At 62.2% G+C, this 22,807-nt stretch carries 25 protein-coding genes and 3 pseudogenes; 18 read left to right on the top strand and 10 right to left on the bottom strand.

The window, feature by feature from the left end:
* Positions 1–81 precede the first annotated feature (81 nt).
* The 5 genes and pseudogenes from QNJ43_RS17995 to QNJ43_RS17975 all read left to right on the top strand — a co-directional run bounded on the left by QNJ43_RS17995 (position 82) and on the right by QNJ43_RS17975 (position 3,101).
* A pseudogene (locus QNJ43_RS17995) lies at positions 82–811 on the top strand (SOS response-associated peptidase).
* A gap of 81 nt (positions 812–892) precedes the next feature.
* On the top strand, positions 893–1,123 hold the full coding sequence (locus QNJ43_RS17990; RefSeq protein WP_300471951.1) for a hypothetical protein: 231 nt from the start codon (positions 893–895) through the stop codon (positions 1,121–1,123).
* A gap of 66 nt (positions 1,124–1,189) precedes the next feature.
* Complete coding sequence (locus QNJ43_RS17985; RefSeq protein ID WP_300471950.1) at positions 1,190–1,393, top strand: hypothetical protein; 204 nt, start codon at positions 1,190–1,192, stop codon at positions 1,391–1,393.
* Positions 1,390–2,139 carry a hypothetical protein gene (locus tag QNJ43_RS17980; RefSeq protein WP_300471949.1) on the top strand — a complete coding sequence of 250 codons (750 nt, stop codon included), beginning with the start codon at positions 1,390–1,392 and terminating at the stop codon, positions 2,137–2,139. Before QNJ43_RS17985 ends, QNJ43_RS17980 begins: the two co-directional genes overlap by 4 nt.
* 92 nt (positions 2,140–2,231) lie before the next feature.
* The gene (locus QNJ43_RS17975; RefSeq protein ID WP_300471966.1) at positions 2,232–3,101 is read left to right on the top strand and encodes a methyltransferase; all 870 of its coding nucleotides are present in this window, start codon (positions 2,232–2,234) and stop codon (positions 3,099–3,101) included.
* Between the two features lie 43 nt (positions 3,102–3,144).
* Here the strand turns inward: QNJ43_RS17975 and QNJ43_RS17970 are convergent.
* Positions 3,145–4,527 (bottom strand): annotated as a pseudogene (locus QNJ43_RS17970) (FAD-binding oxidoreductase).
* Between the two features lie 199 nt (positions 4,528–4,726).
* On the opposite strand from QNJ43_RS17970, the gene fabI reads away from it, so the two are divergent.
* The 11 genes from fabI (at position 4,727) to QNJ43_RS17915 (ending at position 14,074) form a co-directional block, all read left to right on the top strand.
* Complete coding sequence (gene fabI / locus QNJ43_RS17965) at positions 4,727–5,539, top strand: enoyl-ACP reductase FabI (RefSeq protein WP_300471948.1); 813 nt, start codon at positions 4,727–4,729, stop codon at positions 5,537–5,539.
* Positions 5,540–5,890: 351 nt separating this feature from the next.
* Entirely contained in the window at positions 5,891–6,061 is a 171-nt protein-coding gene (locus QNJ43_RS17960; RefSeq protein WP_300471947.1) for a hypothetical protein, read from the top strand.
* A gap of 39 nt (positions 6,062–6,100) precedes the next feature.
* Positions 6,101–6,577, top strand: coding sequence for a hypothetical protein (locus tag QNJ43_RS17955; RefSeq protein ID WP_300471946.1), 477 nt, complete (start codon positions 6,101–6,103; stop codon positions 6,575–6,577).
* Between the two features lie 128 nt (positions 6,578–6,705).
* Positions 6,706–7,584, top strand: a complete 879-nt coding sequence (locus QNJ43_RS17950; protein ID WP_300471945.1) for a HAMP domain-containing protein — start codon at positions 6,706–6,708, stop codon at positions 7,582–7,584.
* A complete protein-coding gene (locus QNJ43_RS17945) occupies positions 7,506–7,769 on the top strand; it encodes a methyl-accepting chemotaxis protein (RefSeq protein WP_300471944.1) in 264 nt (87 codons plus the stop codon). Before QNJ43_RS17950 ends, QNJ43_RS17945 begins: the two co-directional genes overlap by 79 nt.
* Before the next feature lie 60 nt (positions 7,770–7,829).
* On the top strand, positions 7,830–8,099 hold the full coding sequence (locus QNJ43_RS17940; protein WP_300471943.1) for a hypothetical protein: 270 nt from the start codon (positions 7,830–7,832) through the stop codon (positions 8,097–8,099).
* Positions 8,100–8,300: 201 nt separating this feature from the next.
* A complete protein-coding gene (locus tag QNJ43_RS17935; protein ID WP_300471942.1) occupies positions 8,301–8,894 on the top strand; it encodes a histidine phosphatase family protein in 594 nt (197 codons plus the stop codon).
* Between the two features lie 204 nt (positions 8,895–9,098).
* Positions 9,099–10,568, top strand: a complete 1,470-nt coding sequence (locus tag QNJ43_RS17930) for a TrkH family potassium uptake protein (RefSeq protein ID WP_300471941.1) — start codon at positions 9,099–9,101, stop codon at positions 10,566–10,568.
* Between the two features lie 85 nt (positions 10,569–10,653).
* Positions 10,654–11,739, top strand: a complete 1,086-nt coding sequence (gene aroC / locus QNJ43_RS17925; protein WP_300471940.1) for a chorismate synthase — start codon at positions 10,654–10,656, stop codon at positions 11,737–11,739.
* A 378-nt stretch (positions 11,740–12,117) separates the two neighbouring features.
* Positions 12,118–13,434: a 3,4-dihydroxy-2-butanone-4-phosphate synthase gene (gene ribB, locus QNJ43_RS17920; RefSeq protein WP_300471965.1), complete on the top strand. Its 1,317-nt coding sequence runs from the start codon at positions 12,118–12,120 to the stop codon at positions 13,432–13,434.
* Positions 13,435–13,720: 286 nt separating this feature from the next.
* Positions 13,721–14,074 (top strand): hypothetical protein, encoded by a 354-nt coding sequence (locus QNJ43_RS17915; RefSeq protein WP_300471939.1) that lies wholly within the window; start codon positions 13,721–13,723, stop codon positions 14,072–14,074.
* 194 nt (positions 14,075–14,268) lie between these two features.
* Here QNJ43_RS17915 and QNJ43_RS17910 read toward each other — a convergent pair whose 3' ends face one another.
* Positions 14,269–14,727, bottom strand: a complete 459-nt coding sequence (locus tag QNJ43_RS17910; protein ID WP_300471938.1) for an Lrp/AsnC family transcriptional regulator — start codon at positions 14,725–14,727, stop codon at positions 14,269–14,271.
* 141 nt (positions 14,728–14,868) lie between these two features.
* Here QNJ43_RS17910 and QNJ43_RS27355 point away from each other — a divergent pair.
* Positions 14,869–15,204 (top strand): annotated as a pseudogene (locus tag QNJ43_RS27355) (alanine dehydrogenase); the annotation flags it as partial.
* Positions 15,099–15,863, top strand: a complete 765-nt coding sequence (locus tag QNJ43_RS17905) for an FAD-dependent oxidoreductase (protein WP_346433034.1) — start codon at positions 15,099–15,101, stop codon at positions 15,861–15,863. The pseudogene QNJ43_RS27355 and the gene QNJ43_RS17905, both read left to right, overlap by 106 nt.
* Positions 15,864–16,006: 143 nt before the next feature.
* On the opposite strand, the gene QNJ43_RS17900 is transcribed toward QNJ43_RS17905, so the two are convergent.
* The 8 genes from QNJ43_RS17900 to QNJ43_RS17865 all read right to left on the bottom strand — a co-directional run bounded on the left by QNJ43_RS17900 (position 16,007) and on the right by QNJ43_RS17865 (position 22,789).
* Positions 16,007–17,026 carry a class I SAM-dependent methyltransferase gene (locus QNJ43_RS17900; protein ID WP_300471937.1) on the bottom strand — a complete coding sequence of 340 codons (1,020 nt, stop codon included), beginning with the start codon at positions 17,024–17,026 and terminating at the stop codon, positions 16,007–16,009.
* Between the two features lie 81 nt (positions 17,027–17,107).
* Complete coding sequence (locus tag QNJ43_RS17895; RefSeq protein ID WP_300471936.1) at positions 17,108–17,938, bottom strand: RsmD family RNA methyltransferase; 831 nt, start codon at positions 17,936–17,938, stop codon at positions 17,108–17,110.
* Positions 17,932–18,285, bottom strand: a complete 354-nt coding sequence (locus QNJ43_RS17890) for a hypothetical protein (RefSeq protein WP_300471935.1) — start codon at positions 18,283–18,285, stop codon at positions 17,932–17,934. Before QNJ43_RS17890 ends, QNJ43_RS17895 begins: the two co-directional genes overlap by 7 nt.
* Before the next feature lie 284 nt (positions 18,286–18,569).
* Positions 18,570–19,208, bottom strand: a complete 639-nt coding sequence (locus tag QNJ43_RS17885; RefSeq protein ID WP_346433033.1) for a TlyA family RNA methyltransferase — start codon at positions 19,206–19,208, stop codon at positions 18,570–18,572.
* Between the two features lie 131 nt (positions 19,209–19,339).
* Positions 19,340–19,483, bottom strand: a complete 144-nt coding sequence (locus tag QNJ43_RS17880) for a hypothetical protein (RefSeq protein ID WP_300471934.1) — start codon at positions 19,481–19,483, stop codon at positions 19,340–19,342.
* A 109-nt stretch (positions 19,484–19,592) separates the two neighbouring features.
* Positions 19,593–20,210: an SCO family protein gene (locus QNJ43_RS17875; protein WP_300471933.1), complete on the bottom strand. Its 618-nt coding sequence runs from the start codon at positions 20,208–20,210 to the stop codon at positions 19,593–19,595.
* A gap of 7 nt (positions 20,211–20,217) precedes the next feature.
* On the bottom strand, positions 20,218–20,742 hold the full coding sequence (locus QNJ43_RS17870; protein WP_300471932.1) for a copper chaperone PCu(A)C: 525 nt from the start codon (positions 20,740–20,742) through the stop codon (positions 20,218–20,220).
* A 580-nt stretch (positions 20,743–21,322) separates the two neighbouring features.
* Positions 21,323–22,789 (bottom strand): MFS transporter, encoded by a 1,467-nt coding sequence (locus QNJ43_RS17865; protein WP_300471931.1) that lies wholly within the window; start codon positions 22,787–22,789, stop codon positions 21,323–21,325.
* Positions 22,790–22,807 lie beyond the last annotated feature (18 nt).

Raw genomic sequence — 22,807 nt, 5'->3', positions numbered from 1 at the left:
ACATTTCTTTTTCAATCCGGAGAGGCTCTAGAGTGAGTCTCTTGCCAATTACTTACTTCGAGACATCAAGAAAAAGGCATAGTGTGCGGACGTTTCAGCCTAACCGCGACCCCCGAAGAAGTGCGCTCCGTATTTGGCTATGCGGACCAGCCGAACCTTCCTCCCCGCTACAACATAGCGCCCACGCAGCCGATCGCGGTCGTTCGGCTTGAACAGGGAAAGCGTCGCTTCGCGCTCGTGCGCTGGGGGTTGATGCCCGGCCGGGTGAAGGATCTCTCCGACTTTATCCCTGCTGATCAACGTCCGCTCGGAGACCACAGCCGAAAAACCCGCCTTTCGCGGATCCATGCGCCACATGCGCTGTCTCGTGCCCGCCACCGGGTTCTACGAATGGCGCAAGGTGGGCGGTGGCCCGAAACAGCCCTACTGAATCGCCCCGAAGGACGGCGGTATCGTCGCCTTCGCCGGACTTTGGTCCGACTGGTCGGGGGTCGACGACAGCTAGGTCGATACCGGGGCCATCCTAACGACCCAGGCGAACGCCACGTTGAAGCCGATCCATCACCGCATGCCCGTGATCATCGCACCGGAGGATTTCGATCGCTGGCTCGATGTTGCCCACACCGAGCCGCGCCACGTCCAGGATCTGCTGGTTCCCCCGCCCGACGATCTGTTCGATGCTGTGCCCGTCTCCTACCGCGTCAACGCCGTGCGCAACGACGATCCGGGGCTTCATCAACCGGTCGAGGAACCGACAAAGCCAACTAAGGAAAAGAAGAAGGAAGGCGGAGAAAAAATCGATCTGTTCTGAAAAGAACGGAGAAAAGATATTATTTATTCTGAATTTTTTCTATAATAAATAAAAATAATTATTTTATTTCATGGAGGCCGCATGTCTCTCAAATTGACGACTTGGAATCTTGAATGGTTCGGGCAGCTTCTTCAGGGGCGGGAGCGCACGCTTCCCATCCATGCGAAGAAATTCACGTCCGCCGCCGACAAGGCGTTGCAGGAAAAGGAAAAGCTTCGGATCGTGGATGAGATCCGGCTGGTCGATCCCGACATCCTGTGTATTCAGGAAGGGCCCAGCACCGGCTGCGTCGCGCTTTTGAAGGACTTCTGAGAGACCTACCTGAACAAGGCCTACACGGTCATCGAGCGCGGATCGGATGACCCCGGCGGGTATCAGGTGAGCGGAGCGCAGGGTATCTGGTTCCTGGTCAAGACCTCGCGTCTGACCATGCTGTCACCGCGTCTGTTGCCCATAGAGGCCTGGAGCAAGGCGATCGAATACGAAAGCCGGAGGATCCCCGGCGAGCATCGCGACAAGTGGACGATCGTCCATCCCTGGTTCAAAGTCCAAGCCGCGCGATCCGGAAGAGGAGGAGCATGAGGGCGAAGGCGATCCCGTGCCTCAGCTTCTCGACGATGAGCACCGCCATTTCCGTCATCCGCAGACGCTGGTCTGCACCATCGGTGGGCAAGCGGGTGGATTTCATCGGCGCGCATCTGAAGTCGAAATTTGCTGGCGACGATTTCGCCGATGTCGGCAAGCTCAACCAGCGTCCGCACGATCAGTTGAGCGCGTCCGACATCAAACGCATCCTGAAGGCGGAGCAGCGCGCGGTCGAGGCGCGGATCAAGCTGACAACCGAATGTATCAACATCCGCTATTACATCGAAAACCGGTTTCGCAACGAACCCTATCCGGCGATCTTCCTGCTGGGCGACATGAATTACGGCGTCGGGCGGGAGTATTTCGAGCGCAAGGCGCTCTTCCACGACCTGATCTCCAATCTTCAGGGCGATGTCTTCTTCGCGCGGCGTTTTCTCAATCACGCCCTGTTCGACTACAAGATCGACGCCGATGCGGACGCCAATTACCGCTGGTCGATCTATTTCGAGGATGCCTGGGACCCCGGCCGCGATCCGCGCATCCTGATCGACCATATCCTCTTCGCCCAGTCGGTCGTCGGCGACGAAGCGCTCGAGCGCTCGGGCCTGCGCGTCCGATCGGGAGCGGGACTGGTGGAACACACCGCCCACGTGGCGGCCAACACCGATCTGGAAGGCTTCGGCTCCACCAGTGATCATCGCTCGGTTTCCGTGACCTTCGACGTCGCCGATCCCGTCTACTGACGGGGCGGCGGCAACCGCGCCGCACCTCGCCTCGCTTGTCTTTCGTCGCTCCTGTGCCTATCAGGGCTCGCGTTCCTTGAAAGGCATGTGTGATGGACAACGACGACTACGCCGGTTTCAGCGACAACGCTTCCTTTGACGAGGAAGCTCTGGGTGAGGTCTATAATCGCGGGCTGCAGCTTGAAAACGAGGGCGATCTTGCCGGTGCAATCGAGGCCTATCGCCAGGCACTGGAGATCGACCCGGCCGATCATTGCGGCATCACCATCCGGTTGGTGGCGATGGGCAAGGGCGAAGCGCCCGAAAAGATGCCCGACGCCTATGTGGCGACGCTTTTCGACCAGCATGCCGAGGATTTCGACGAAATCCTCGTCGACCGGCTGGGCTATTGCGTGCCGCTGCTGCTGAGCGATGCGTTGAAGATCCATGCGCCGGGGCCCTATGCCCGCGGGCTTGATCTCGGCTGCGGCACGGGGCTGTCCGGCGTGGCGCTGGTGGATCTTTGCGGCGCCATGACGGGCGTCGACCTGTCCGAGCGCATGGTCGAGATCGCCTTCGATCGCGAGGTCTATGAGGACCTCTATACGGGTGAGGTGGTCGATTTTCTGGAGGAATTCGAGGAGGAGGACGACAACCGCCCGACCTGGGACCTGATCGTCGCCACCGACGTCTTTCCCTATCTGGGCGCGATCGAGGCTATCGTGAGCGGGGCCGCGGATCGGCTCAATGCGGGCGGGGTATTCGCCTTTTCCACCGAAACGCTCGAGGACGCGGCCTTTGCCGATCAGCCCTACATTCTTGGGCCCTCGCGCCGCTACGCCCAGAAGGCCGCCTATGTGCGCGACACGCTGACAACGCACGGCTTCACGGTTCTGACGATGGAAGACATCACCGTGCGCGCGGAAAAGGGCGAGCCGGTGCCCGGCCATCTGGTGATCGCACGCAAGGGATTCAAAGAGTAGGGCCACAAACTCCCAACCCGGTTCCCGCGAATCCCGACGCTCTTTAGAGCATCTTGCCCGGGTTCATGATCCCGTTCGGATCGAACGTAGCCTTGATGGCGCGCATCATGTCCATCTCGACGTCGCTCTTTAACCTTCGGCAGCAAATGGCGCTTCTGGATGCCGACGCCGTGTTCCGCCGAGATCGAACCGCCCAGCTCCTTCACGATCGCATGGACGATCTCGTTGGCGTCGTTCCAGCGGGCCAGGAACTCGGCCTTGTCGCCGTCGATGGGCTGGGAAATGTCGTAGTGGATGTTGCCGTCGCCCATGTGGCCGAAGGGGCAGGGGCGGCAGCCGGGAATCGCTTCCTCGATCGCCGCGGTGGCGTGCGCCAGAAAAATTCCGGGATCTTGGCAACGGGCACCGACACGTCGTGCTTGATCGACCCGCCTTCCATCTCCTGAACTTCCGACATGCCGTGACGCAGCCGCCAGAAGTCCTCCCGGTGGCTGACGCTTTCCGCCAGCGCGGCATCATCCACCAGCCCGTGTTCGAAGGCGTCTTCGAAGATCAGCTCCATCAGCACATACCAGGGATGGGGAGCCATCAGCGGATCGCGGGCGCCGTCCAGGTGTTTCACGGTGAATTTGATGCCGACTCGCGGCATCAGTTCGAAGCCGGTCAGCATCGTTCCCGCGCGCGCCACGTTGAACAACTTCAGTGCGTCTTCCGGTGCATGCAATCCGGCAAAAGCGACTTCCAGAGCCTTCGGAGCGGGGAAAAGTTTCAGCACGACGGCCGTAACAATCCCCAAAGTGCCCTCCGCACCGATAAACAATTGTTTCAGATCATAACCGGTATTGTCCTTACGCAGTTTGCGCAAGCCCTCCCAAATGCGTCCGTCGGGCAGCACGAACTAGGCTCCCAAAACGCGCTCTCGGGTGTTGCCGTAAGCTAGAATGGCGGTGCCGCTGGCGTTGTTCGAAAGGTTGCCGCCGATCTCGCACGAGCCCTGCGCGCCGAGCGTCAGAGGAAAGATCCGATCGATCTTTTCGGCCTCCGCGTGGATCGTCTCCAGCACCGCTCCGGCCTCGACCGTCATCGTATTTCCGGTCTCGTCGATCTCTTTGATCCGGTTTATGCGCGACAGAGAAACGATGACCTGATCCCCGGAAACGTCGAGAACCTGCCCTCCCACGAGGTCTGTGTTGCCGCCTTGAGGAATGATTGCGACACCGGCTTCGTTCGCCAGTTTCAGAATTTGCGACACCTCTTCGGTGGAGCCGAGGCGCAGCACGAGCGGCATCTTTCCCGGATGAAGCTCACGCGGCTATTCCACATAGGTTGCGGTATCGGATTCCCCCGTCAGGGCGTTCGCTTCACCGACGATCGCGGTGAAACGGGCAATGAGTTCGGCGGAGGGCTTGGAAAGATTTTTTGTCATGTAACGCGGTCTCGATCGGTGTTTGGGGCGCGTGTGAGAACTCTCTTCCAGTCGTTTAAAGTCGTGAACGGATTTTGCCAACATCGTCCACGCGTGTCTTGAAGCTTCAGGGGGGCTGTGCCATAGGAGGCCAGCCCGGCCTCAGCGCTGAACAAGTGCGCGCGGGCATTGTGAAGGGCATTTTCTTTAGGGGATGACGATGGCGGAAACAGGCGGACTGATGAACGGCAAGCGCGGCGTAATCATGGGTTTGGCGAACAATCGGTCGATAGCCTGGGGTATTGCGAAGGCTCTGCGATCTGCCGGAGCGGAACTCGCGTTCACCTACCAGGGCGATGCACTGAAGAAGCGAGTCGAGCCGTTGGCCGAAGAACTTGGCGGTATCGTCATCGGCCATTGCGACGTGACTGACGAAGCCTCCATCGACGCGGTTTTCGCCGAAGTCGAGAAGCAGTGGGGCAAGATCGACTTTCTGGTCCACGCGATCGCTTTCTCCGACAAGGACGAACTGACCGGCCGCTATGTGGACACCACCGCCGAGAACTTCTCGCTGACCATGCAGATTTCCTGCTACTCGCTGACGGCGATTGCCCGGCGCGCGGAAAAGCTGATGACGGACGGAGGTTCGATTCTGACCCTGACCTATTTCGGCGCCGAACGCGTGATGCCGAACTACAACGTGATGGGCGTGGCCAAGGCGGCGCTGGAAGCGAGTGTGCGCTATCTGGCCGTCGATCTCGGCGCCAACAAGGTGCGCGTCAACGCGATCTCGGCCGGACCGATCAAGACGCTGGCTGCCTCCGGCATCGGCGACTTCCGCTATATCCTGAAGTGGAACGAGTACAACTCGCCGCTGCGCCACAACACCACCACCGACGAGGTGGGCGATACGGCCCTGTTCCTGCTGTCGGATCTTGCACGCGGCATCACCGGCGAAATCACCCACGTCGATTCCGGCTATCACATCGTCGGCATGAAGAACGTGGACGCACCCGACATCACCACGGTGTGAGACGCGCCTGGCGCGATTGCATAGTCCGACGGGTCACCGTCGGGAGGTGAGCGGGAGACCGTATCACGACAGATCGGCCGCTCCTTCGAGCGGCCGTTTTCTTTTCAGATGCTGGCGGCGGAAATCGACGGAGCCTTTGGGTAAGAATTGATGGCTTCCGATATTGGTATTTTGCTTGAAAAGCGCGTTCTAATGTAATAGAAAAATTATAACGTAGAAATACTTACAATATTTATATTATTATTTAATACACAGGAGAGATAAGAATTAAAACAAAGTTGAACGGACCTCGATAGTCACGCGTCCGATCGATGATTGGCGTTTGACTGTCGGTCGGTGGAGATCGCTCGCATGAATCTGCATTCCGTGAAAATCAAGATCGTGGCCGTGTCCACATTCTGTGTGTTGGCCGTGATCGGGGCGCTGGTCGGGTTTAGTATTTCCTCCGTCGACCGCACGTCGCAATATGTGAAGACCAATGTCGAAGACCTGTTCGACAAGAGCGGGCGTCAGTCGCTCTAGAGTCTGGCCGCGGCCCAGGCGGCGGCCATCAAGATCGAGGTGACGGCCGCCTTTAATGCGGCACGCAACATGGTCCGGGCGCTGGAAGTGGTCGCCGGCAAGGAAGCGGATGCCACCGAGCCCGCCAAGCAGCGCGAGCAGCTCAACGACATTCTTCTCGGCGTGCTGAAGGACAATCCCGTTTCAACGGCACCTACAGCGCCTGGATGCCGAATGCGCTCGACGGCAACGACGTCGCCTTTGTCGGCAACAAGGGCATGGGGTCGGACAAGATCGGCCGCGCCCTGCCGTACTGGACGCGCGATGCGGAGGGCAACATCGCGCTGCAGCCGCTCGTGGAATTATGACAGCACCGCTCTCCACCCCAACGGTGTCATGAAGGGCGGCTGGTTCATCGGCCCGCAGACCACGGGCAAGGAAAGCGTACTGGCGCCGTTGCCCTATATCGTTCAGGGCAATTCCGTTTATCTGGCGACCATGTCCGTGCCGATCACGATCGACGGGAAGTTCGCTTGAGTCGCTGGTGCGGACTTCGATCTCTCCTTCGTGCGGACGCTAGCCGACGAAGTGAAGCAGCCCATCTATGGTGGCAAGGGCGAAGTCACGATCGTCTCGAGCGACGGCCCGTCGTCGCCTCCTCGCAGATGCCGCAGGTCGTCGGCAGGCCACTTGAGCAGGTCGATCCGGAAGCCGCCAAGAGCACGGACATTCTCAAGAACGGAATGACCACCATTCAGGTCGATCCCAACACCGAAAACCTTCAGGTCTTCTCGCCCATCGTGCTCGGGCGGACGGGGTTGGCCTGGTCCGTCCTCATCACGGTGCCGCGCCAGGTGGTGATGGCGGAGGCGACCGCGCTCTCCAACTCGCTTGAGGAACGCAGCAGCAGCGAAATGAGCTGGCAGATCATCACCGGTCTGGTGATTGCGGTTCTTGCGACGCTCGGCATGGCCATTCTGGCGCAGGTCATCTCCTCGCCGATCGCCCGGTTGACCAATGCGCTGCGCAAGCTTGCGACCGGCGAAACGCTGGACGAAATTGCCGGTGCCAACAGGCACGACGAAATCGGCGACATTGCTCGCGCCGTCGATCAGATCCGGGTCGCGGCGGAGGAGGATGCCAAGCGCAAGGCGGAAACCGATGCCGCCAACCATGCGCGTCAGGAAGAAAAACGCCGCAGCACGATGTTGCGCCTGGCCGACGAGTTCGAAAGATCGATGGCGGTGGTCGTGAGCGGCGTCGTCGGTACCGCCGACAAGCTGCAGGGCGCTTCCCGCGTCATGGATTCGGTGACCGACAAGGTGGCGGCCGAGTCGCGGTCGGCCTCCAACGCCTCCAGCGAAGCCTCCAGCAACGTCCAGACCGTGGCCTCGGCGGCCGAAGAGCTTTCTGCCTCCATCGGCGAGATAAGCGTCAGGTCGACGAATCGGCACGCATCGTCGGCATGGCGGCAACCGATGCGGAGCAGACGGCCGACAAGGTTCGCGAATTGTCGGGCGCTGCAACCCGTATCGGCGATATGATCGATCTGATCGACACGATCGCCAACCAGACCAACCTTCTGGCGCTGAACGCCACCATCGAGGCGGCACGTGCCGGCGAGGCGGGCAAGGGGTTCGCGGTCGTGGCCTCGGAAGTGAAGCAGCTTGCCGAGCGATCTCGAAGGCGACGTCGGAAATCGCCACCTAGATCGGAAATCGCCACCTAGATCGGCGAAATCCAGAACTCCACGCAGGCCTCGGCAACTGCGATCGTCGGCATCACGGAGGTGATCGAGCGGATCAATCAGGTCTCCTCGGCAATCGCCAACGCCGTCTCCGAGCAGGGCACCGCGACGCAGGAGATCTCCCACAGCGTCGTGCAGGCCTCCGAAGGCTCCTCGCAGGTCTCCGAGAACACCCGCGAGATCACCAGTGCCGCCGTCGATGCGACGACCGCGGCCGGTGAGGTGCAGATGGCGGTCGACGAACTCGATTCTCAGTCCGCGACCCTGCGCCGGGTGATGGACGACTTCCTCAAGACGGTACGTGCCGCCTGATCGGCTGGCGCGATCTGAGTGAACGAGAGACGGGAACCGGCCGTATGGCCGGTTCCTGCGTCTGGTGCAACTTCCGACCCTGGAAAGGGGCTGCGAGAATGTCGGTCGGTACCGGAATTATCGTCGCACGCCTTGCCTGCCTCTAGGCTTGCGGTCATAGTCCGGGCACCCAACAAAACGCTCACCTCTGCTGGACTTCGCATGACAGCCACAATGATCTTCATTCGCCACGGCGAAACGCCCTGGAATCTCGAAGGGCGTCTTCAGGGCCAGCGCGAGGTCGATATCAGCGAGGTCGGCCGGGCTCAGGCCCGGCGCAACGGACGGACGGTGAAGGCCTATTTCGAATCCCTCGGCCGGGACCCGGAAAGCTTCGCCTATCTCGCCTCGCCGATGGCGCGCACCCGCGAGACCATGTGGTTGGTGCGCGAGGAAATCGACCTGGTGCCGGAAGCCTTCACATGCAACGAGGCGCTCAAGGAGCTGACCTTCGGCGAATGGGAAGGCTTCACCATGGCGGAGCTGAAGGAGCGCGATCGCGAATCCGTGCGACAGCGCCGGGCCGACAAATGGGGCTTCACGCCGCCGGGTGGGAAAAGCTATGCGGCGTTGTCGCACCGGGTTGTCGGATGGCTGGAGACGGTGACGGGCGATGCCGTTGTCGTGGCGCATGACGGCATTTTGCGCGTGCTGCGCGGCTTGTTGTTCTCTGCGCCCGCAAGCTGCTTGCCGATCCGCTCGATCGATCAGGACCGGGTTCTGGTCACGCACGGGCGCCTCGGCACCTGGCTTTAGAGCCTGCCGCATGGAGCATTCGACAAAAGTCTTCAGCCGGTGTAACTGAAATCTCGATAATCGGGCCCTGTTCCGGTCGCTAGGTCGCGGCCTTGCAATGCGGCTTTTGAGAAATTCGCCGGAGCCTGACCGTTTGTTGACCGTTCCGATCGGCGCAAGACAACCCGAGACCCCACGAAGAGCCTTCCAGTGACGGAAAATGGCGTGACCGCGAACGGCCAATCGGCCGCCAATCGCCGCAATCTGGTGATCTTTCCGATCGGCTGGCTTCTGATCGTGATCGCACTGGCCGAAATGCTGCTGGTCCTGATCTCCGTGGCGCTGCTCGACGGCGAAACTGCGGCCTTCCTCGTTTCCTCCATCGGCACCTTCATGCTGGGCCTGGCGATCATCATTTCCTTCGCCCCCACTAATTTCGGCATGGATTTCCGTCAGGCGGTGCTGTTCGTCACGCTCGCCTGGGTGATCGTGCCCTTCGTTGCGGCGGTGCCGTTGATGCTGTCGCCGGACGGGTTGTCGGTGGCCGACGCCTATTTCGAGACGGTGTCCGCCATCACCACGACCGGTTCCACCGTGATGAGCGGTCTCGATCATCAGCCGGAAACGGTTCTGCTGTGGCGCTCGCTCATGCAATGGGTCGGCGGTATCGGCATCATCGGCATGGCGCTGGTGATCTTCCCGTTCCTGCGCCTCGGCGGAATGCAGCTTTTCAAGCTGGAATCCTCCGACCAGTCGGAAAAGCTCTTCTATCGCTCCGGCCAGCTCGCCTTAGCGATTTTCGGCATCTACATGTTCATCACGGTGGCCTGCATCCTGGCCTACCGGTTCGGCGGCATGAGCTGGTTCGATGCCCTCAATCACGCCTTCACCACCGTGTGCACCGGCGGCTTTTCCACCCACGATGCGTCGATGGGCTATTTCGACAGCCCCTTCATCGACTGGGCGTCCGTGTTCTTCATGGCGGCCTCCGGAATTCCCTTCCTGACCTATGTGCGCCTGACGCGGCGAGCCCAGTCCTCCCGCCGTCTGGAAACCCAGGTCGTCGGGTTCCTGACCTTTCTCACCGTCGTCAGCGTCGCCATCGCGATCTGGCTCGTCATTGTCGACGGGCTGCCCTTCTGCGAGGCGCTGACGCAGTCCTCCTTCAACGTGGTCTCGGTGGTCACGACGACGGGCTACGCCACGCAGGACTATCTGGCCTGGGGCACCCCGGTTGCGGGCATGTTCTTCCTGCTCACCTTCATTGGCGGCTGCACGGGATCGACTGCCGGTGGCATCAAGATCTTCCGCTTTCAGGTGCTGGCGCGCATGATCAGCCAGCTCATGGCCCGTCAGAGCTTTCCCCACGCCATCGTGGTGCCGCGCTACGGCGAACGCGTCCTGTCGGATGAGGAAGTCGCGTCCGTCTGCGTGTTCTTCTTCCTCTACATCGCCACATGGCTCGCCGTCGCGTTGCTGCTCCAACTCGTCGGCGTGGAACCGATGACGGCGCTTTCCGGCTCCATCACGGCGCTGTCCAACGTCGGTCCGGGCATCGGCTCGATCATCGGGCCTGCTGGCAACTTCGCCAGCCTGTCGGATGCTGCGAAGTGGATCCTGTCGGCCGCCATGCTCATCGGCCGCCTGGAGATCATGACGGTGTTCGTCCTGCTGGTGCCCGCCTTCTATCGATAAGCTCAGACCGGCTTTCCTTCGCGCAGGCGAGGCATTAGAACCTCGTCTTGAACATTCCTGTCCGTCCGCGCTTCCTCGAGGCCCCATGTCGCATAACACGTTCGGTCATCTTTTCCGTGTCATTACCTGGGGCGAAAGCCACGGTACTGCGATCGGTTGCGTGGTGGACGGCTGCCCGCCGCTGATCCCGCTCACCGAGGCCGACCTGCAGGGCTGGCTGGAAAAGCGCAAGCCCGGCCAGTCGAAATACACCACCCAGCGCCACGAGCCCGACGAGGTGCACATCCTGTCCGGCGTGATGGTCGATGAGGACGGTGTGCAGAAGACCACCGGCACGCCGATCTCGCTGGAGATCCGCAATGTCGATCAGCGCTCCAAGGACTATTCGGAGATCAAGTCCCGCTTCCGGCCGGGGCACGCCGACTATACCTACGACGCCAAGTACGGCATCCGCGACTATCGCGGTGGCGGCCGTTCCTCCGCGCGCGAGACCGCAGCCTGCGTGGCGGCGGGTGGTGTGGCGCGCAAGGTGGTGCCGGATATCCGCATTCGCGGCGCTCTGGTGCAGATGGGGCCGCTGAAGGTCGATTGTACCCGCTGGGACTGGGCGGAGATCGACAACAACCCCTTTTTCTGCCCCGACCCGGTCGCGGCGAAGGAATGGGCCGATTATCTAGACGATATCCGCAAGTTGGGATCGTCCGTCGGCGCGGTCGTGGAAGTGGTGGCGGAGAACGTGCCCGTCGGCCTCGGCGCTCCGCTCTACGGAAAGCTCGATGCGGACCTGGCGGCCGCGATGATGTCGATCAACGCTGTGAAGGGCGTGGAGATTGGCAACGGTTTCGAGGTGGCGACGCTGCGCGGCGAGGAGAATGCCGACGAGATGCGCATCGGTCAGGGCAACACGCCGATTTTCCTCTCCAACAACGCTGGCGGCATCCTGGGGGGCATTTCGTCAGGTGAGCCGGTCGTGGTGCGCTTCGCTGTCAAGCCGACGTCGTCGATCCTCACCCCGCGCCACTCCATCACCCGCACGGGCGAGGAAGTGGACGTGGTCACCAAGGGCCGTCACGACCCGTGCGTCGGCATCCGCGCCGTGCCCGTCGGCGAGGCGATGATGGCCTGCGTGCTGGCTGATCACTTCCTGCGCAACCGCGCGCAGGTGGGGTAGGCGCTTGGGGGCAGACTTTGTAAGTGCCGATGCAATGCCACCAAGCACAATTGTCATCCCCGCGCAGGCGGGGATCCAGTACTCCGTGAGGCTGGCTGTTCAATTCGGTGCGCGAGATCCTGTGGTTACTGGATCCCCACCTGCGCGGGGATGACAGTCCGGAGTGAAATGTGCTCACTTCGGGCCTGACATTGGGGCGCCGTCTGGTCCTTCCTGGAATGGGCCGCACGTTGCCTCGTCTGCTCTCGCCCCTCCGCACTACTTCCGTTTCGCGCGAATGCGCCCTAATATGCCTGCCACGGATTGCCATTTTCAGTCTGACTGAAATATTTTCTATTTTTCATTGATACTGAAATTTTCGGATATTAGATTATGGACATGCGTCTCGACGAATGGCTCGTGCGAGCCAAAGAAACCCGTTCCGCCTTTGCCCGTCGCGCCGGTTTCTCTCCGGCGGCCGTCACCGCTTTGTGCAACGATCCCAATGTCTGGATCTCGCGCGAGACAGGGGGGCGCATTGCCGACGCCACGGACGGTGCCGTCACGCCCAACGACTTTCTCGGGCTGAGGCCCGCAAAGGAAATCGACATGTCCCAGTCACGAGTAGCCGAAGCGATCCGCGCTTTCGAAAGCGGCGAGATCGTCGTCGTCATCGATGATGACGACCGCGAGAACGAAGGTGATCTGATCCTCGCCGCCACCCACGCTACGCCGGAAAAGGTGGCCTTCATCATTCGTCACACCTCGGGCATCGTCTGCGCGCCGATCACCCGCGAGCTTGCGCACAAGCTGCGCCTCGACCTGATGGTGAGCGACAATGATGCGCCGCGTTCCACCGCCTTCACCATTTCCATCGACTACAAGCACGGAACGACCACCGGCATCTCCGCCGAGGATCGCACGGCTGCGTTGCGCGGTCTGGCCAATCCGAATTCGGGCGCGACGGATTTTGTCCGTCCGGGCCACGTCTTCCCGCTGATCGCCAAGGATGGCGGCGTGCTGATGCGCTCCGGCCATACCGAGGCCGCCGTCGATCTCTGCCGTCTGGCGGGGCTGCCCGAGGTTGGCGTCATCTGCGAGATGGTCAATGACGACGGCACGGTGTCGCGCGGGCCGCAGGTCAAGGAATTTGCCGAAAAGCACGGCCTGAAGCAGGTCTCCGTCGCCGACATCATCGCCTGGCGTCAGCGCAAGGAAAAGCTGGTGGAGCGCGTCTACGAGCAGGCGATCGAGACGCTCGCCGGCCCCGCCTACGCCATCACCTATTCCACGCCCTACGATCCGATGGATCATCTCACCATCATCTACGGCGACATTCTCGACGGCCGCAACGTGCCGGTGCGCCTGCATCTGGAATCGGTTATCGACGACGTTTTCGGCCGTTCCCAGCAGCTTGATACGATCATGAAGGGCCTGGTCGAGCGCGGCCGTGGCGTCGTGATCTACCTGCGCGAAGGCTCCGTCGGCGTCACCCGTCAGTCGCGTCGCGCGCGCGTTGATATCGCACAGGACAAGGAAGAGCACGCCTCCGCTCAGGCCCGCTCCGATTCCTGGCGCGAGATCGGCCTCGGTGCTCAGATCCTCAAGGATCTCGGTGTCTCCTCCATCCGCCTGCTGGCCTCGCGTGAGCGCCACTATGTCGGCCTGAAAGGCTTCGGCATCAAGATCGAGTCGACCGAGATCATCGACGGCTGAGACCCTGTGCCAAAAGGCGCAGGCATTTCTGCAATGGTGTCGTAAGCCTTCAATGCGCAAACCGGCGGCCGGAAACAACCGCGAGGACCCCATATGGAGGCTCGACTGACCCAAGCTTTGAATCCCTTCGAGGATGTACGCCCAACCCCCTTTGCGACCGGTTATCGCAAGGGGAGCGGAAAGGGGCCCGTCTATGGCGGGCTCGCCGCCGCGGTGCTGACGGGGTTTCTGGCGGCATACTGGGCTCAGCCAGGCCTCTTACGCCCTGACGTTCGCGGCGCTCGTCATGTCGTTCCACTATTTCCCGCTGGTGGAGACGAAGCGCCCGCAACTGGGGACCAATGACGACGGCCTCTTCGTATCAGGCATCGGTTTCATCGCCTGGGCGGAGATCGCGCGCTTGGAGCTCTTCAACTCCGCCGTCCGCCAGATCCGCCTCTCTACGCTGATCATTACTCTGCACCGCCCGCTGGAAGAGGTGGTCGCCAAGCCGGAAAAGGTCGCCTGGTGGCGCCTGCTGATGGCCCGCGCCTACCACCGCAAGGGCAAGACCACCCTCCGCGTCCCGCTCCACTCCTTGCGCGGCGCTCCCGATGAAATTCTGATGCGGCTGCAGGCCTATCGGCCGGGGGCGAGTTGATTGTGGGCGTTGTCCGCGCAGGGGTGGGCATCGCGTGAGCGTCTGAAATTGCTCCACGGCCCACACCTTCGTTCGTCATCCCCCGGCTTCGTCCGGGGGATCCATCACCATCCGTATATGCCGTTGCCTGCTGGATTGCCCGGACTTCGCCGTGCAATGACGATGGAGAGGCAAGGGCGCGCGCGCCAGCTCCTTCAAACCGGCAGCTTGGTCGTCCGCTTCACGGTTCGGAGTGTCAGCATCGACTGCACCCGGTCGACGCCGGGCAGGCTAGTCAGGATGCTGGTGTGCATGCGTTCCAAGTCTTCCGCGTCGCGATAGGCGATGCGCAGCAGGTAGTCGTACTGTTCCGCCAGCAGGTAGCACTCCAGGATTTCCGGGATCTTGGCCGTCGCCTGTTCGAAACGGTCGAGTTCCTCGCGGCACTGGCCCTTCAGCGTTACCTGTGCGAAGGCGGTGCCCGAAAGCCCCACCGCCTTGGCGTTCAGCAGCATCGTGTAGCCGGCGATGACGCCTGCTTCTTCCAGCATTTTCGTGCGGCGCAGACAGATCGACGGCGACAGGTTCACCATTTCCGCCAGTTCCGCGTTGGTCAGGCGGCCGTTGTCCTGCAATGCCTTGAGGATGGCCCTGTCTCGAGTGTCGAATTTCATTAGGCGCGATTTTTTCGAAATTTACGATCCATTTTCGCAGATTATGCGATCATTCGCACAAACGACACGTCAAATTGCGAGAAAATTGACGGTAACCCGGTCCATTCTGTGCGTCAGGGAACAGAATGAAAGGACAAAGCCATGCGTATTGGCGTTCCGAAGGAAATCAAGAACCACGAAGACGGCGTCAGCGTCATCCCCGCCGGCGTTCAGGAATTTATCGCGCACGGTCACTCCGTGCTGGTGGAGCTCAGTGCGGGGCTTCCCGATGAGGTCTATGTCGCCGCCGGGACGAAGATCGCACCCGATGCGGAGACGGTCTTTGCCGAAAGCGACATGATCGTGAAGGTGAAGGAACCGCAGGCCGAGGAGTGCAAGCGCCTGCGCGAGGATCAGATCCTTTTCACCTATCTTCACCTGGCTCCGGATCCGGCCCAGACGCGCGATCTGATGGCCTCGGGCGCCACCTGCATCGCCTACGAGACGGTGACCTCCCCGACCGGCGGTCTGCCGCTTCTCACGCCGATGTCCTCATTCTCGGCGGCGGCATGGCGGGAACGCACGCTACGCAGATGGCGCTGGGGCTCGGTGCGAACGTCACCGTCGTCGATCGCTCCGCCGATGTGCTGCGTCGCCTCAATACGCAATTCGGCACGGCTGTGAAGACCGCCTATTCCAATGCCCACACGCTTGCCGAACTGGTTGCCAATGCCGAGCTGATCATCGGCACGGTGCTGATCCCGGGAGCATCCGCCCCCAAGCTCATCACCCGAGACATGCTTTCCACGATGCGCAAGGGCTCGGCCATTGTCGATGTCGCCATCGATCAGGGCGGTTGCACGGAAACGAGCCACGCAACCACCCATTCCGAGCCGACCTACGTGGTTGACGGCGTGGTGCACTATTGCGTGGCCAACATGCCGGGCGGCGTGGCGCGCACCTCCACCTTCGTGCTTGCCAACGCGACGCTGCCCTCCGGCCTTGTGCTCGCAGACAAGGGCTGGAAGCAGGCGCTGGCCGACGATCCGCACCTGAAGGCGGGCCTCAACGTGCAGGGCGGCCGCATCACCTACAAGGCGGTGTCGGAAGCACTCGGCGAGGCCTATTGCGAAGCCGACAAGACGCTTGCCGCGTAATCGCTGCGGATTTCGGACGAGATTGAAAGGGCGTCGGCTCCGGTCGGCGCCCTTTTTGTATGTCGGCTTGAGGTGGAGTGTGGGGCCGATCCTTCGACCGCTCACGCCTTCCGAAACAGCGTCACCCGCGAGACATAGGCATTCTAGGCCTCTTCGCGCTTCAACTCGTGCGGGGCGAAAAGCGCATCGAGATCCTCACGCACGAAACCCTCGTAATAGGGCTCCAGGAAGAGCTGAGGGAAAAACTCCAGCAAGCCGTCGTAATCCGGTTCATCGTCCATCTGCAGCGTATCGATGAAGACGAGCAACCCGCCCGGTTTCAGCACCCGGCCGAGTTCTCCCGCCGCCGCCCGACGCACCTCCGGCGGCAGTTCGTGGAAGAGATAGACGACGCTCGCCGCATCGAGGCTTTCATCGGCCAGCGGCAACGCCTCGGCAAGGGCGGCCGCAAGCCGTCTGTCGCGTCGCCTCCCGGTGAGTTTCCGCCCGTAGCGCAGATAGGGCTCGGAGACATCGAAGCCGATTGTGGGCAGGCGCGGAAAGGCGCGCGTGATCTCGCGCAGCATGTTGCCGGTCCTGCAGGCGATGTTGGCATATTGCAGTTTGCGCTGATCCCTCTCGCGCACCAGCCTGCTCAACGGCACCAGCCCCTGCCGACGCATGGCTGCGGTCGCGCCGTTGAAAAGCACCTCCACCTGAAACTCGTAGAGTTCGGCAGACACCTCCGACATCCAGCCGTCGGCCTGAAAATGGAAATGCTGTAGGTAATAGGGTTCGTTGGAGGCCGTCTCCGTCTCGGGTGCGCGTCGGCGGCGGTGAGCGGTGTCGGGAAGGTCGGCGTAATAGGCGCGGGCGCGCTTGATGAGCCCCGCCAGGCCATCCGCCTCGCGCGCGGGCATCGGATAGTGCCCTGCCTCCACATTGGCGAGGTCTGCGGTCTGAAGCCGGGCGATATCGGACAGGATCCGCCGCTCTGAGGGCACGGGCCCCTCAGGCGCGGAAATCCGGAAATCGGGGTAGTCCTCGCCGATCCGTTGGTCGATCCGGCGAGAGGCATAGCGATGGGCGCCGTACCAGGCGAGACGGCTCATGCTGGCGGTGGCAAAGCGGGCACGCCGGGCCCAATCGGCAAGTGTTGCGGGGCGTTCCAGCGTCTCGGCCACGGCTCACTCCTCCTTGAGCTGGAGCGTCGCCTAGACCCTCTTCAAATGGGCGATCACCTCAATGTGGGGCGAGAACAGGAACTAGTCCACCGGTTGTACGGATTGAACCTGATAACCGCCGTCGACCAGAGTGCGCGGATCGTGTGCCAATGTTGCCGGACTGCAGGAGACGGCGACGATGTCGGGCATCTTGGAGGCGGCGAGCTGCTCCGCCTGTTCCTTGGCGCCCGCGCGCGGTGGATCGAACACCATCGCGTCGAAATTTTCCGTCTCCTTCGGCCTGAGCGGGCTTCGAAAGAGATCGCGCACCTCCTGCGTGATCGTTTTCAGTCCCGGCGTCTGCCGCCAGGAGCGGTCGAGCGCGGCCATCGCCGCCTTGTCGCTTTCCACCGCATGAACGACAGCCTCGCGCGCGATCCTCAGTGCGAAGGTTCCCGATCCGGCAAAGAGATCCGCAACGCGCTTTGCACCGCCGATCGCCTTGAGAACCGCAGCCGCCATCGCGGCCTCCGCATTCGCGCTCGCCTGCACGAAGCTTCCCGGCGGCGGCACCGTCGCCGCGCCGCCGAAATCGAGGGCGGGCGGACGGATCTCGATCACCGTTTCACCGTTCACCGAAAGCCGAGCGAAATCGGCCTCTGCCGCCACACGGCCGAGCAGGGGAAATTCGTGCGATGCCTTTCTGTCCGCGCCATCCACGGCGACGTCGAGATCGGTGACGGTGTCGAGCACGGTCACCCGCAACTCGCCCTTGCACGGGACAAGCTTCTCCGCCAGCCGGTTGAGGTCGGCCAATGCGGAGACGATGCGCGGCGTTACGACCACGCATTCGCTGATCGCCACCATCCGGTTGGTCATGTGCTCGTGGTAGCCGAACAGCACGCCACAGCCCACACGCACGGCCGTCAGCATGGCGCGCCGTCGTGTGCCGGGCTTGCCGGCACGATGGGCAAAACCTCGCGCTCCAGCCCGCGCGAGGCGAGCGCCGCTGTGACCTGTTTCTCTTTCCTGCTGTCATAGGCCGTCCGCTCCATGTGCTGCAGCGCGCAGCCGCCGCAGGTGCCGAAATGGCGGCACAGGGCCTCGACGCGCTGCGGGGAGGCGGTCTCGATCGAGATCAGCCGCACGCGTTCTCCCTTGCGCTCCACCTCGACGGTTTCGCCTGGAAGGGTAAGGGGCACATAGATCTGTTTGTCGTCGAGAAGAGCGACCCCGTCGCCGCGATGGGCGAGGTGATCGATGGTGAGTGTCTGTGACATGCGGGCGTCCTGCTGGCGTTGTGCCGGGATTGCAGGATTTCGGCCGCCAAGGCTATGGGGTTGCGGGTGTTGCGTATGCCGGGAGAGAGGCGTGAGACGCTTTCGGTGCACGTCGTCCATCCTTCGAGACGGCTGCGGTGCAGCTTCCTCAGGATGACGTTATCGTATTGATTTACTGCAAGAAACTATCCCCACGCATAACGCCATAGTGAGGAGCCGTCGCAGACGGCGTCTCAAAAGATGGGCCACATGTACGGCCCTGCAGGCATGCAATATCCACCGCGCTAGCCGTCCTTCACCACGCCCAGCAGATACTCCGCATTGCCGTCGCTGCCCTTGATCGGCGAGGTCGTCATGCCGTGCAACTGCCAGCCGGTATGTCCGGAAAGCCAGACGCGGATGCCTTCCGCGACCTCTTCCGCCACGCTCGGGTCGACGAGCCCGCCCTCGCCCGCCTTGAATTGCGGCTTGACCAGAAACACGCCGGGGGCGGCGAGTGCAAGGGCCGGCGGCAGGGCAAACCTCAGCGAAATGAAACTCACGTCGGACATCACGATCTCCGGCTCGGCCCTGAGATGCTCGTTGGCCAGCGCACGCGCGTTGATCCCTTCCAGAGAACGGATGCGGGGATGATCGACCAGAGAGGCGTATAACTGCCCGTGCCCCACGTCGATGGCATCGACGCTTGCCGCCCCGCGCTCCAGAAGCATCTGCGTGAAACCTCCCGTAGAGGCGCCGATATCGAGGCAATGGCAATCGGTGACGTCGAAGGAAGAGGCATCGAATCCGGCGACCAGCTTCAGCGCAGCGCGCGAGACAGGATTGTCGATGGCGACCTCCGCATCCCCGGAAACCGTCTGGCCGGGCTTTGCTGCGGGCTTGCCGTCAACCGTCACGTGACCGCGCAGCACCACGTCGCGCACAGCTAACCATCAGTCCCCGCTCCACGAGAAGTTGGTCGAGGTGTACCTTTGTCGTCATGGCCGGGCGCGTTGCGTATCGGGTGGGTCTGGTCTGTGGCGGCGTAGGGGTAGAAGTCAGCAGGAAAAGGGCGTCAGCCGAAGCAGCCCGCCAGGCCGTTCAGCACGAATCGGACGAAGATCATCTTGCCGTAACGCGCCCAGAGACCGAGTGTCACCAGCAACAGGATGGCGCCCAGTGTCCCGATCACGGCCCATGTGGCGGGTATAGTGGTCATAGCGTCGAAAATCCCTCATCTCTAAAGAGATGAACTCTAGCGCAACCGATCCGCCCCGTCAACTACCTTGGCAGCGACCGGGGAAATCTCGCGTTTTACGTTCCGCGTCTCAGCTCTGCTCGCCCTTGATCAACCGTTTCAGCTTCTCCATCGCGATCTCGCCGTCCTCGCCATAGGCGATGGTGCCGACGAAGCGGTTGTCCGCGTTCAGCAGGTAGAGCCCGGCAGAATGGTCCATCGCGTAACCGCCGTCATCGAGCGGCACCTTTCGGGCATAGACCCGATAGGTCTTGATCATGGAGTCGATCTCTTCGCGCGTCCCCGTCAGCGGCATGATGTGATCGTCGAAGGCCGCGATATAGGACGCCATCACGTCCGGCGTATCGCGTTCCGGATCGACGGTGACGAACACGTAGTTGAGCTTGTCGGCATCCGGGCCGAGCTGGTCGATCCAGCCCTGAAGCTCCGCAAGCGTCGTCGGGCAGACGTCGGGACAGAACGTGTAGCCGAAGAACATCACCGTCGGCTTGCACTTGAGATCGGCTTCCGTCACCGTCTCGCCCTTGCCGTTGATCAGCGTGAACGGCCCTCCAATGGCGGTGGCAGGCGAGAGGAAGCCCTTGCCGGAACCCAGGTCGCTCCCCCCGCTCATGACGCCGGCGACGACGAGGACGAGGGCGGCTATCGCCGCCCACGCCCCGTAACGAATGACCTTTCGAGCGCTCATCGCGTCACTACTTCATCTTCTTGTTGTCGTGGTCCATATGCCCGTGGTCCATCTCCACGGAGTGGGCCGGGTTCTTCCCCCCCCCCGGCTTCTGCACCATCAGTTTGAGCTCCACGTCGCCCGTTTTCTCGAAGGTCAGGGTGACGGGGATCATTTCGCCTTCCTTGAAGGGCTCGGGCAGCCCCATGAACATCACGTGATAGCTGCCGGGCTTCAGTTCCAGCGTGCCGCCTGCCGGGATCTCCAGCCCGCCCTTTACCTGACGCATCACCATGATACCGTCCTTGACGGTCATCTCGTGAATTTCCGTGCGCTTGGAGCGCGGGGAAAACGCCCCGACCAGACGATCTGCCTCGGTGCCGGTATTGGTGATTTTCAGGAAGCCGCCGCCTGCAGCCGCCTTGCCGGGCGTGACCCGGGTCCAGGGCATCTCGATCTTCAGATCACCGGCGGTGATCGGCGCGGGCTCAGCCTGGGCGGCGAAGGTCAGCGAAAGCGCGGCGGCTGCCGCAAACGAAAACAGGGTCTTCATGTAATCCTCCTTGGCATGGCGGCGCGCGGCTCGACCATGCACTTGAACGCAACGAGGCCTTGCCTCACTTTTTGATTGGGTGCGCCCGCAGGGGCACAAAGCATTCAAGCGTTGAAGGGAGGCGCGCGGATCTGTCGGTGCGTTGCGGCCGTCTGCGCAGCCTGTTCGAAACTGCGCGGAATGAGAAGCCGCATCGCATGCGCAGGCTCGGGTCCCGGCAGTTGCGCCCCTGCGATCGGAGGCGTGCAGACGACCGCGCATCCGGAGTGATAGCAGGCGGCACAGGGACAGTGGAACGCACCCAGGGGAACGCCCTTGACGGGCTGGGACCCGCCCCGGTTGAGCCGGAACGATGATCAGTCCCGGGTCCGCTCGCAAGCGCATTGGACGGCGCCAGGACAAGCCCGAGCACGCCGATGAGAACGCGCGCGACCAGCGCCGTCTCCGCCAATGTGGAAAGCGACTTGCGCTCGCATCTGAGCAGGTGAAGAAGGCCTGTTCGGTTTCTCATCACGGGCGGGACTATGCGTCATCCCGACGCGTGCGTCGAGAACATATGTCGTTGCGGCAGGAATTGTCCTCAGCGGGACGTGTCGTCCTTATCCGCAGCCTTGGCGCCGTCGGAAGACGGTTCGTTGGGCCCGTCCGCAGCGGCAGGCGAGGCGTCGTCCTTGCCGCTCTCTTCCGCCGCAGATGACGCGGTTTCGTCCGTTGTCTCTTCCTCGCCGTCCCACGCGGTCTCCCACGCTTCGGCGATCGCTTCCGGATCGGGCGTCACGTGCGGGACGGGTGAATATTCGGGCACGACCACGTGCGGGCTGCTCTTGTCGAGCAGTTCCGGCGTCAGCACACCACCGACCTGCGCAGTACCGGCAAGGTCAAATTCGGTGTGGAGGCGTGCGGAGGGACGCTCGCGCACCTGGATGCGGAAGATGATATAGGCCGCCAGCGAGAACATCATCACGGCGATCGTGGCGTAAAGCCCGCTGGGCCCGACCCGCATCATCACCACGGAGGCGACCAGCAGGCCGATGGTCGAACCGATGCCGTTGGCTAGCAGCAGACCCGAGGAGGTTTCAACGAAACTTTCCGATTCCACATGGTCGAAGGCGTGGGCGACGGCAATCGAGTAGGCGGGCTGGGAGACGAAACCCAGCAGTCCGGCAAAGGCGATGGTCGGCAGGGCTTGCGTCGGCTCCAGCTCGGTGATGAGCGTTGCGACGATACCGGAGGCGCAGGCCAGCCCGATGAGAACGTAACGTCGGTCCATGCGGTCCGATAGGCGACCGATCGGCCATTGCGCGAGCGCGCCGCTGAAGATGATGGCGGAGGCGAAATAGGCGACGCCCGCCTTGTCAAGGTCGACCTGGCGTGCATAGAGCGGGGCCAGCGTCCAGTTCGTGCCGTTGGCAAGCCTGATGAACAGACTGCCGACGATGGCTGCCGGAGAGATCTGGTAAAGCTCCATCGGCCGGGAGTGCACGAAGGTGATTGGGGCGGGCTGCTGCGAGCGCGTCATCGAGATCGGCACCACCGCCAGGGACACGGCGACGGAAGCCAGCACGAAGGCGGTGAAGCCTTCCGGATCGATGACGGTGAGCAGCAATTGCCCGCCGGTGATCGCAGCGAGGTTGATGATGATGTAGGTCGACATCAGCGCGTCGCGGTTTTCGTTCGTCGCGTGTTCGTTCAGCCAGCTTTCAACGATCAGATAGAACCCAGCTATTGTGAAACCATAGGCAAAGCGGATGACCGCCCAGGCGATCGGATCGGCAAGAGCCGGGTAGAGGATCGCACTGGCGGAGCCCAGCGAGACGAGAGTGGCGAAGGCGTGGATATGTCCGGCGCGCAGCACCGCATAGGGCGCAACCACGCAGCCCAGCACTAAGCCTGCGAAGTAACTCGACGACATCCAGCCGATGGCGATGGCCGAGAAGCCCTCCATATCCGCGTGTACGGGCAGCAATGTTGCCTGCAGACCGTGCCTCAACAACGTGAGGGCGACCGAGAGCAGAAGGGCGGCAATCGGATTCAGAGTCTTGGCCATTGGACTTCGCCAGTAACG

It is taken from the genome of Breoghania sp. (assembly GCF_030066895.1).
Taxonomy (GTDB): Bacteria; Pseudomonadota; Alphaproteobacteria; order Rhizobiales; family Stappiaceae; genus Breoghania.
This window is presented reverse-complemented; position numbering and strand designations above follow the sequence as displayed.

Bases quoted from the DNA above. Each gene is read 5' to 3' on its own strand.
- QNJ43_RS17990 (WP_300471951.1), top strand. From the start codon at position 893: ATGTCTCTCAAATTGACGACTTGGAATCTTGAATGGTTCGGGCAGCTT.
- QNJ43_RS17980 (WP_300471949.1), top strand. From the start codon at position 1,390: ATGAGGGCGAAGGCGATCCCGTGCCTCAGCTTCTCGACGATGAGCACC.
- QNJ43_RS17975 (WP_300471966.1), top strand. From the start codon at position 2,232: ATGGACAACGACGACTACGCCGGTTTCAGCGACAACGCTTCCTTTGAC.
- fabI (WP_300471948.1), top strand. From the start codon at position 4,727: ATGGCGGAAACAGGCGGACTGATGAACGGCAAGCGCGGCGTAATCATG.
- QNJ43_RS17960 (WP_300471947.1), top strand. From the start codon at position 5,891: ATGAATCTGCATTCCGTGAAAATCAAGATCGTGGCCGTGTCCACATTC.
- QNJ43_RS17950 (WP_300471945.1), top strand. From the start codon at position 6,706: ATGCCGCAGGTCGTCGGCAGGCCACTTGAGCAGGTCGATCCGGAAGCC.
- QNJ43_RS17945 (WP_300471944.1), top strand. From the start codon at position 7,506: ATGGCGGCAACCGATGCGGAGCAGACGGCCGACAAGGTTCGCGAATTG.
- QNJ43_RS17935 (WP_300471942.1), top strand. From the start codon at position 8,301: ATGACAGCCACAATGATCTTCATTCGCCACGGCGAAACGCCCTGGAAT.
- aroC (WP_300471940.1), top strand. From the start codon at position 10,654: ATGTCGCATAACACGTTCGGTCATCTTTTCCGTGTCATTACCTGGGGC.
- ribB (WP_300471965.1), top strand. From the start codon at position 12,118: ATGCGTCTCGACGAATGGCTCGTGCGAGCCAAAGAAACCCGTTCCGCC.
- QNJ43_RS17915 (WP_300471939.1), top strand. From the start codon at position 13,721: ATGTCGTTCCACTATTTCCCGCTGGTGGAGACGAAGCGCCCGCAACTG.
- QNJ43_RS17910 (WP_300471938.1), bottom strand. From the start codon at position 14,727: ATGAAATTCGACACTCGAGACAGGGCCATCCTCAAGGCATTGCAGGAC.
- QNJ43_RS17895 (WP_300471936.1), bottom strand. From the start codon at position 17,938: ATGCTGACGGCCGTGCGTGTGGGCTGTGGCGTGCTGTTCGGCTACCAC.
- QNJ43_RS17890 (WP_300471935.1), bottom strand. From the start codon at position 18,285: ATGTCACAGACACTCACCATCGATCACCTCGCCCATCGCGGCGACGGG.
- QNJ43_RS17880 (WP_300471934.1), bottom strand. From the start codon at position 19,483: ATGACCACTATACCCGCCACATGGGCCGTGATCGGGACACTGGGCGCC.
- QNJ43_RS17875 (WP_300471933.1), bottom strand. From the start codon at position 20,210: ATGAGCGCTCGAAAGGTCATTCGTTACGGGGCGTGGGCGGCGATAGCC.
- QNJ43_RS17870 (WP_300471932.1), bottom strand. From the start codon at position 20,742: ATGAAGACCCTGTTTTCGTTTGCGGCAGCCGCCGCGCTTTCGCTGACC.
- QNJ43_RS17865 (WP_300471931.1), bottom strand. From the start codon at position 22,789: ATGGCCAAGACTCTGAATCCGATTGCCGCCCTTCTGCTCTCGGTCGCC.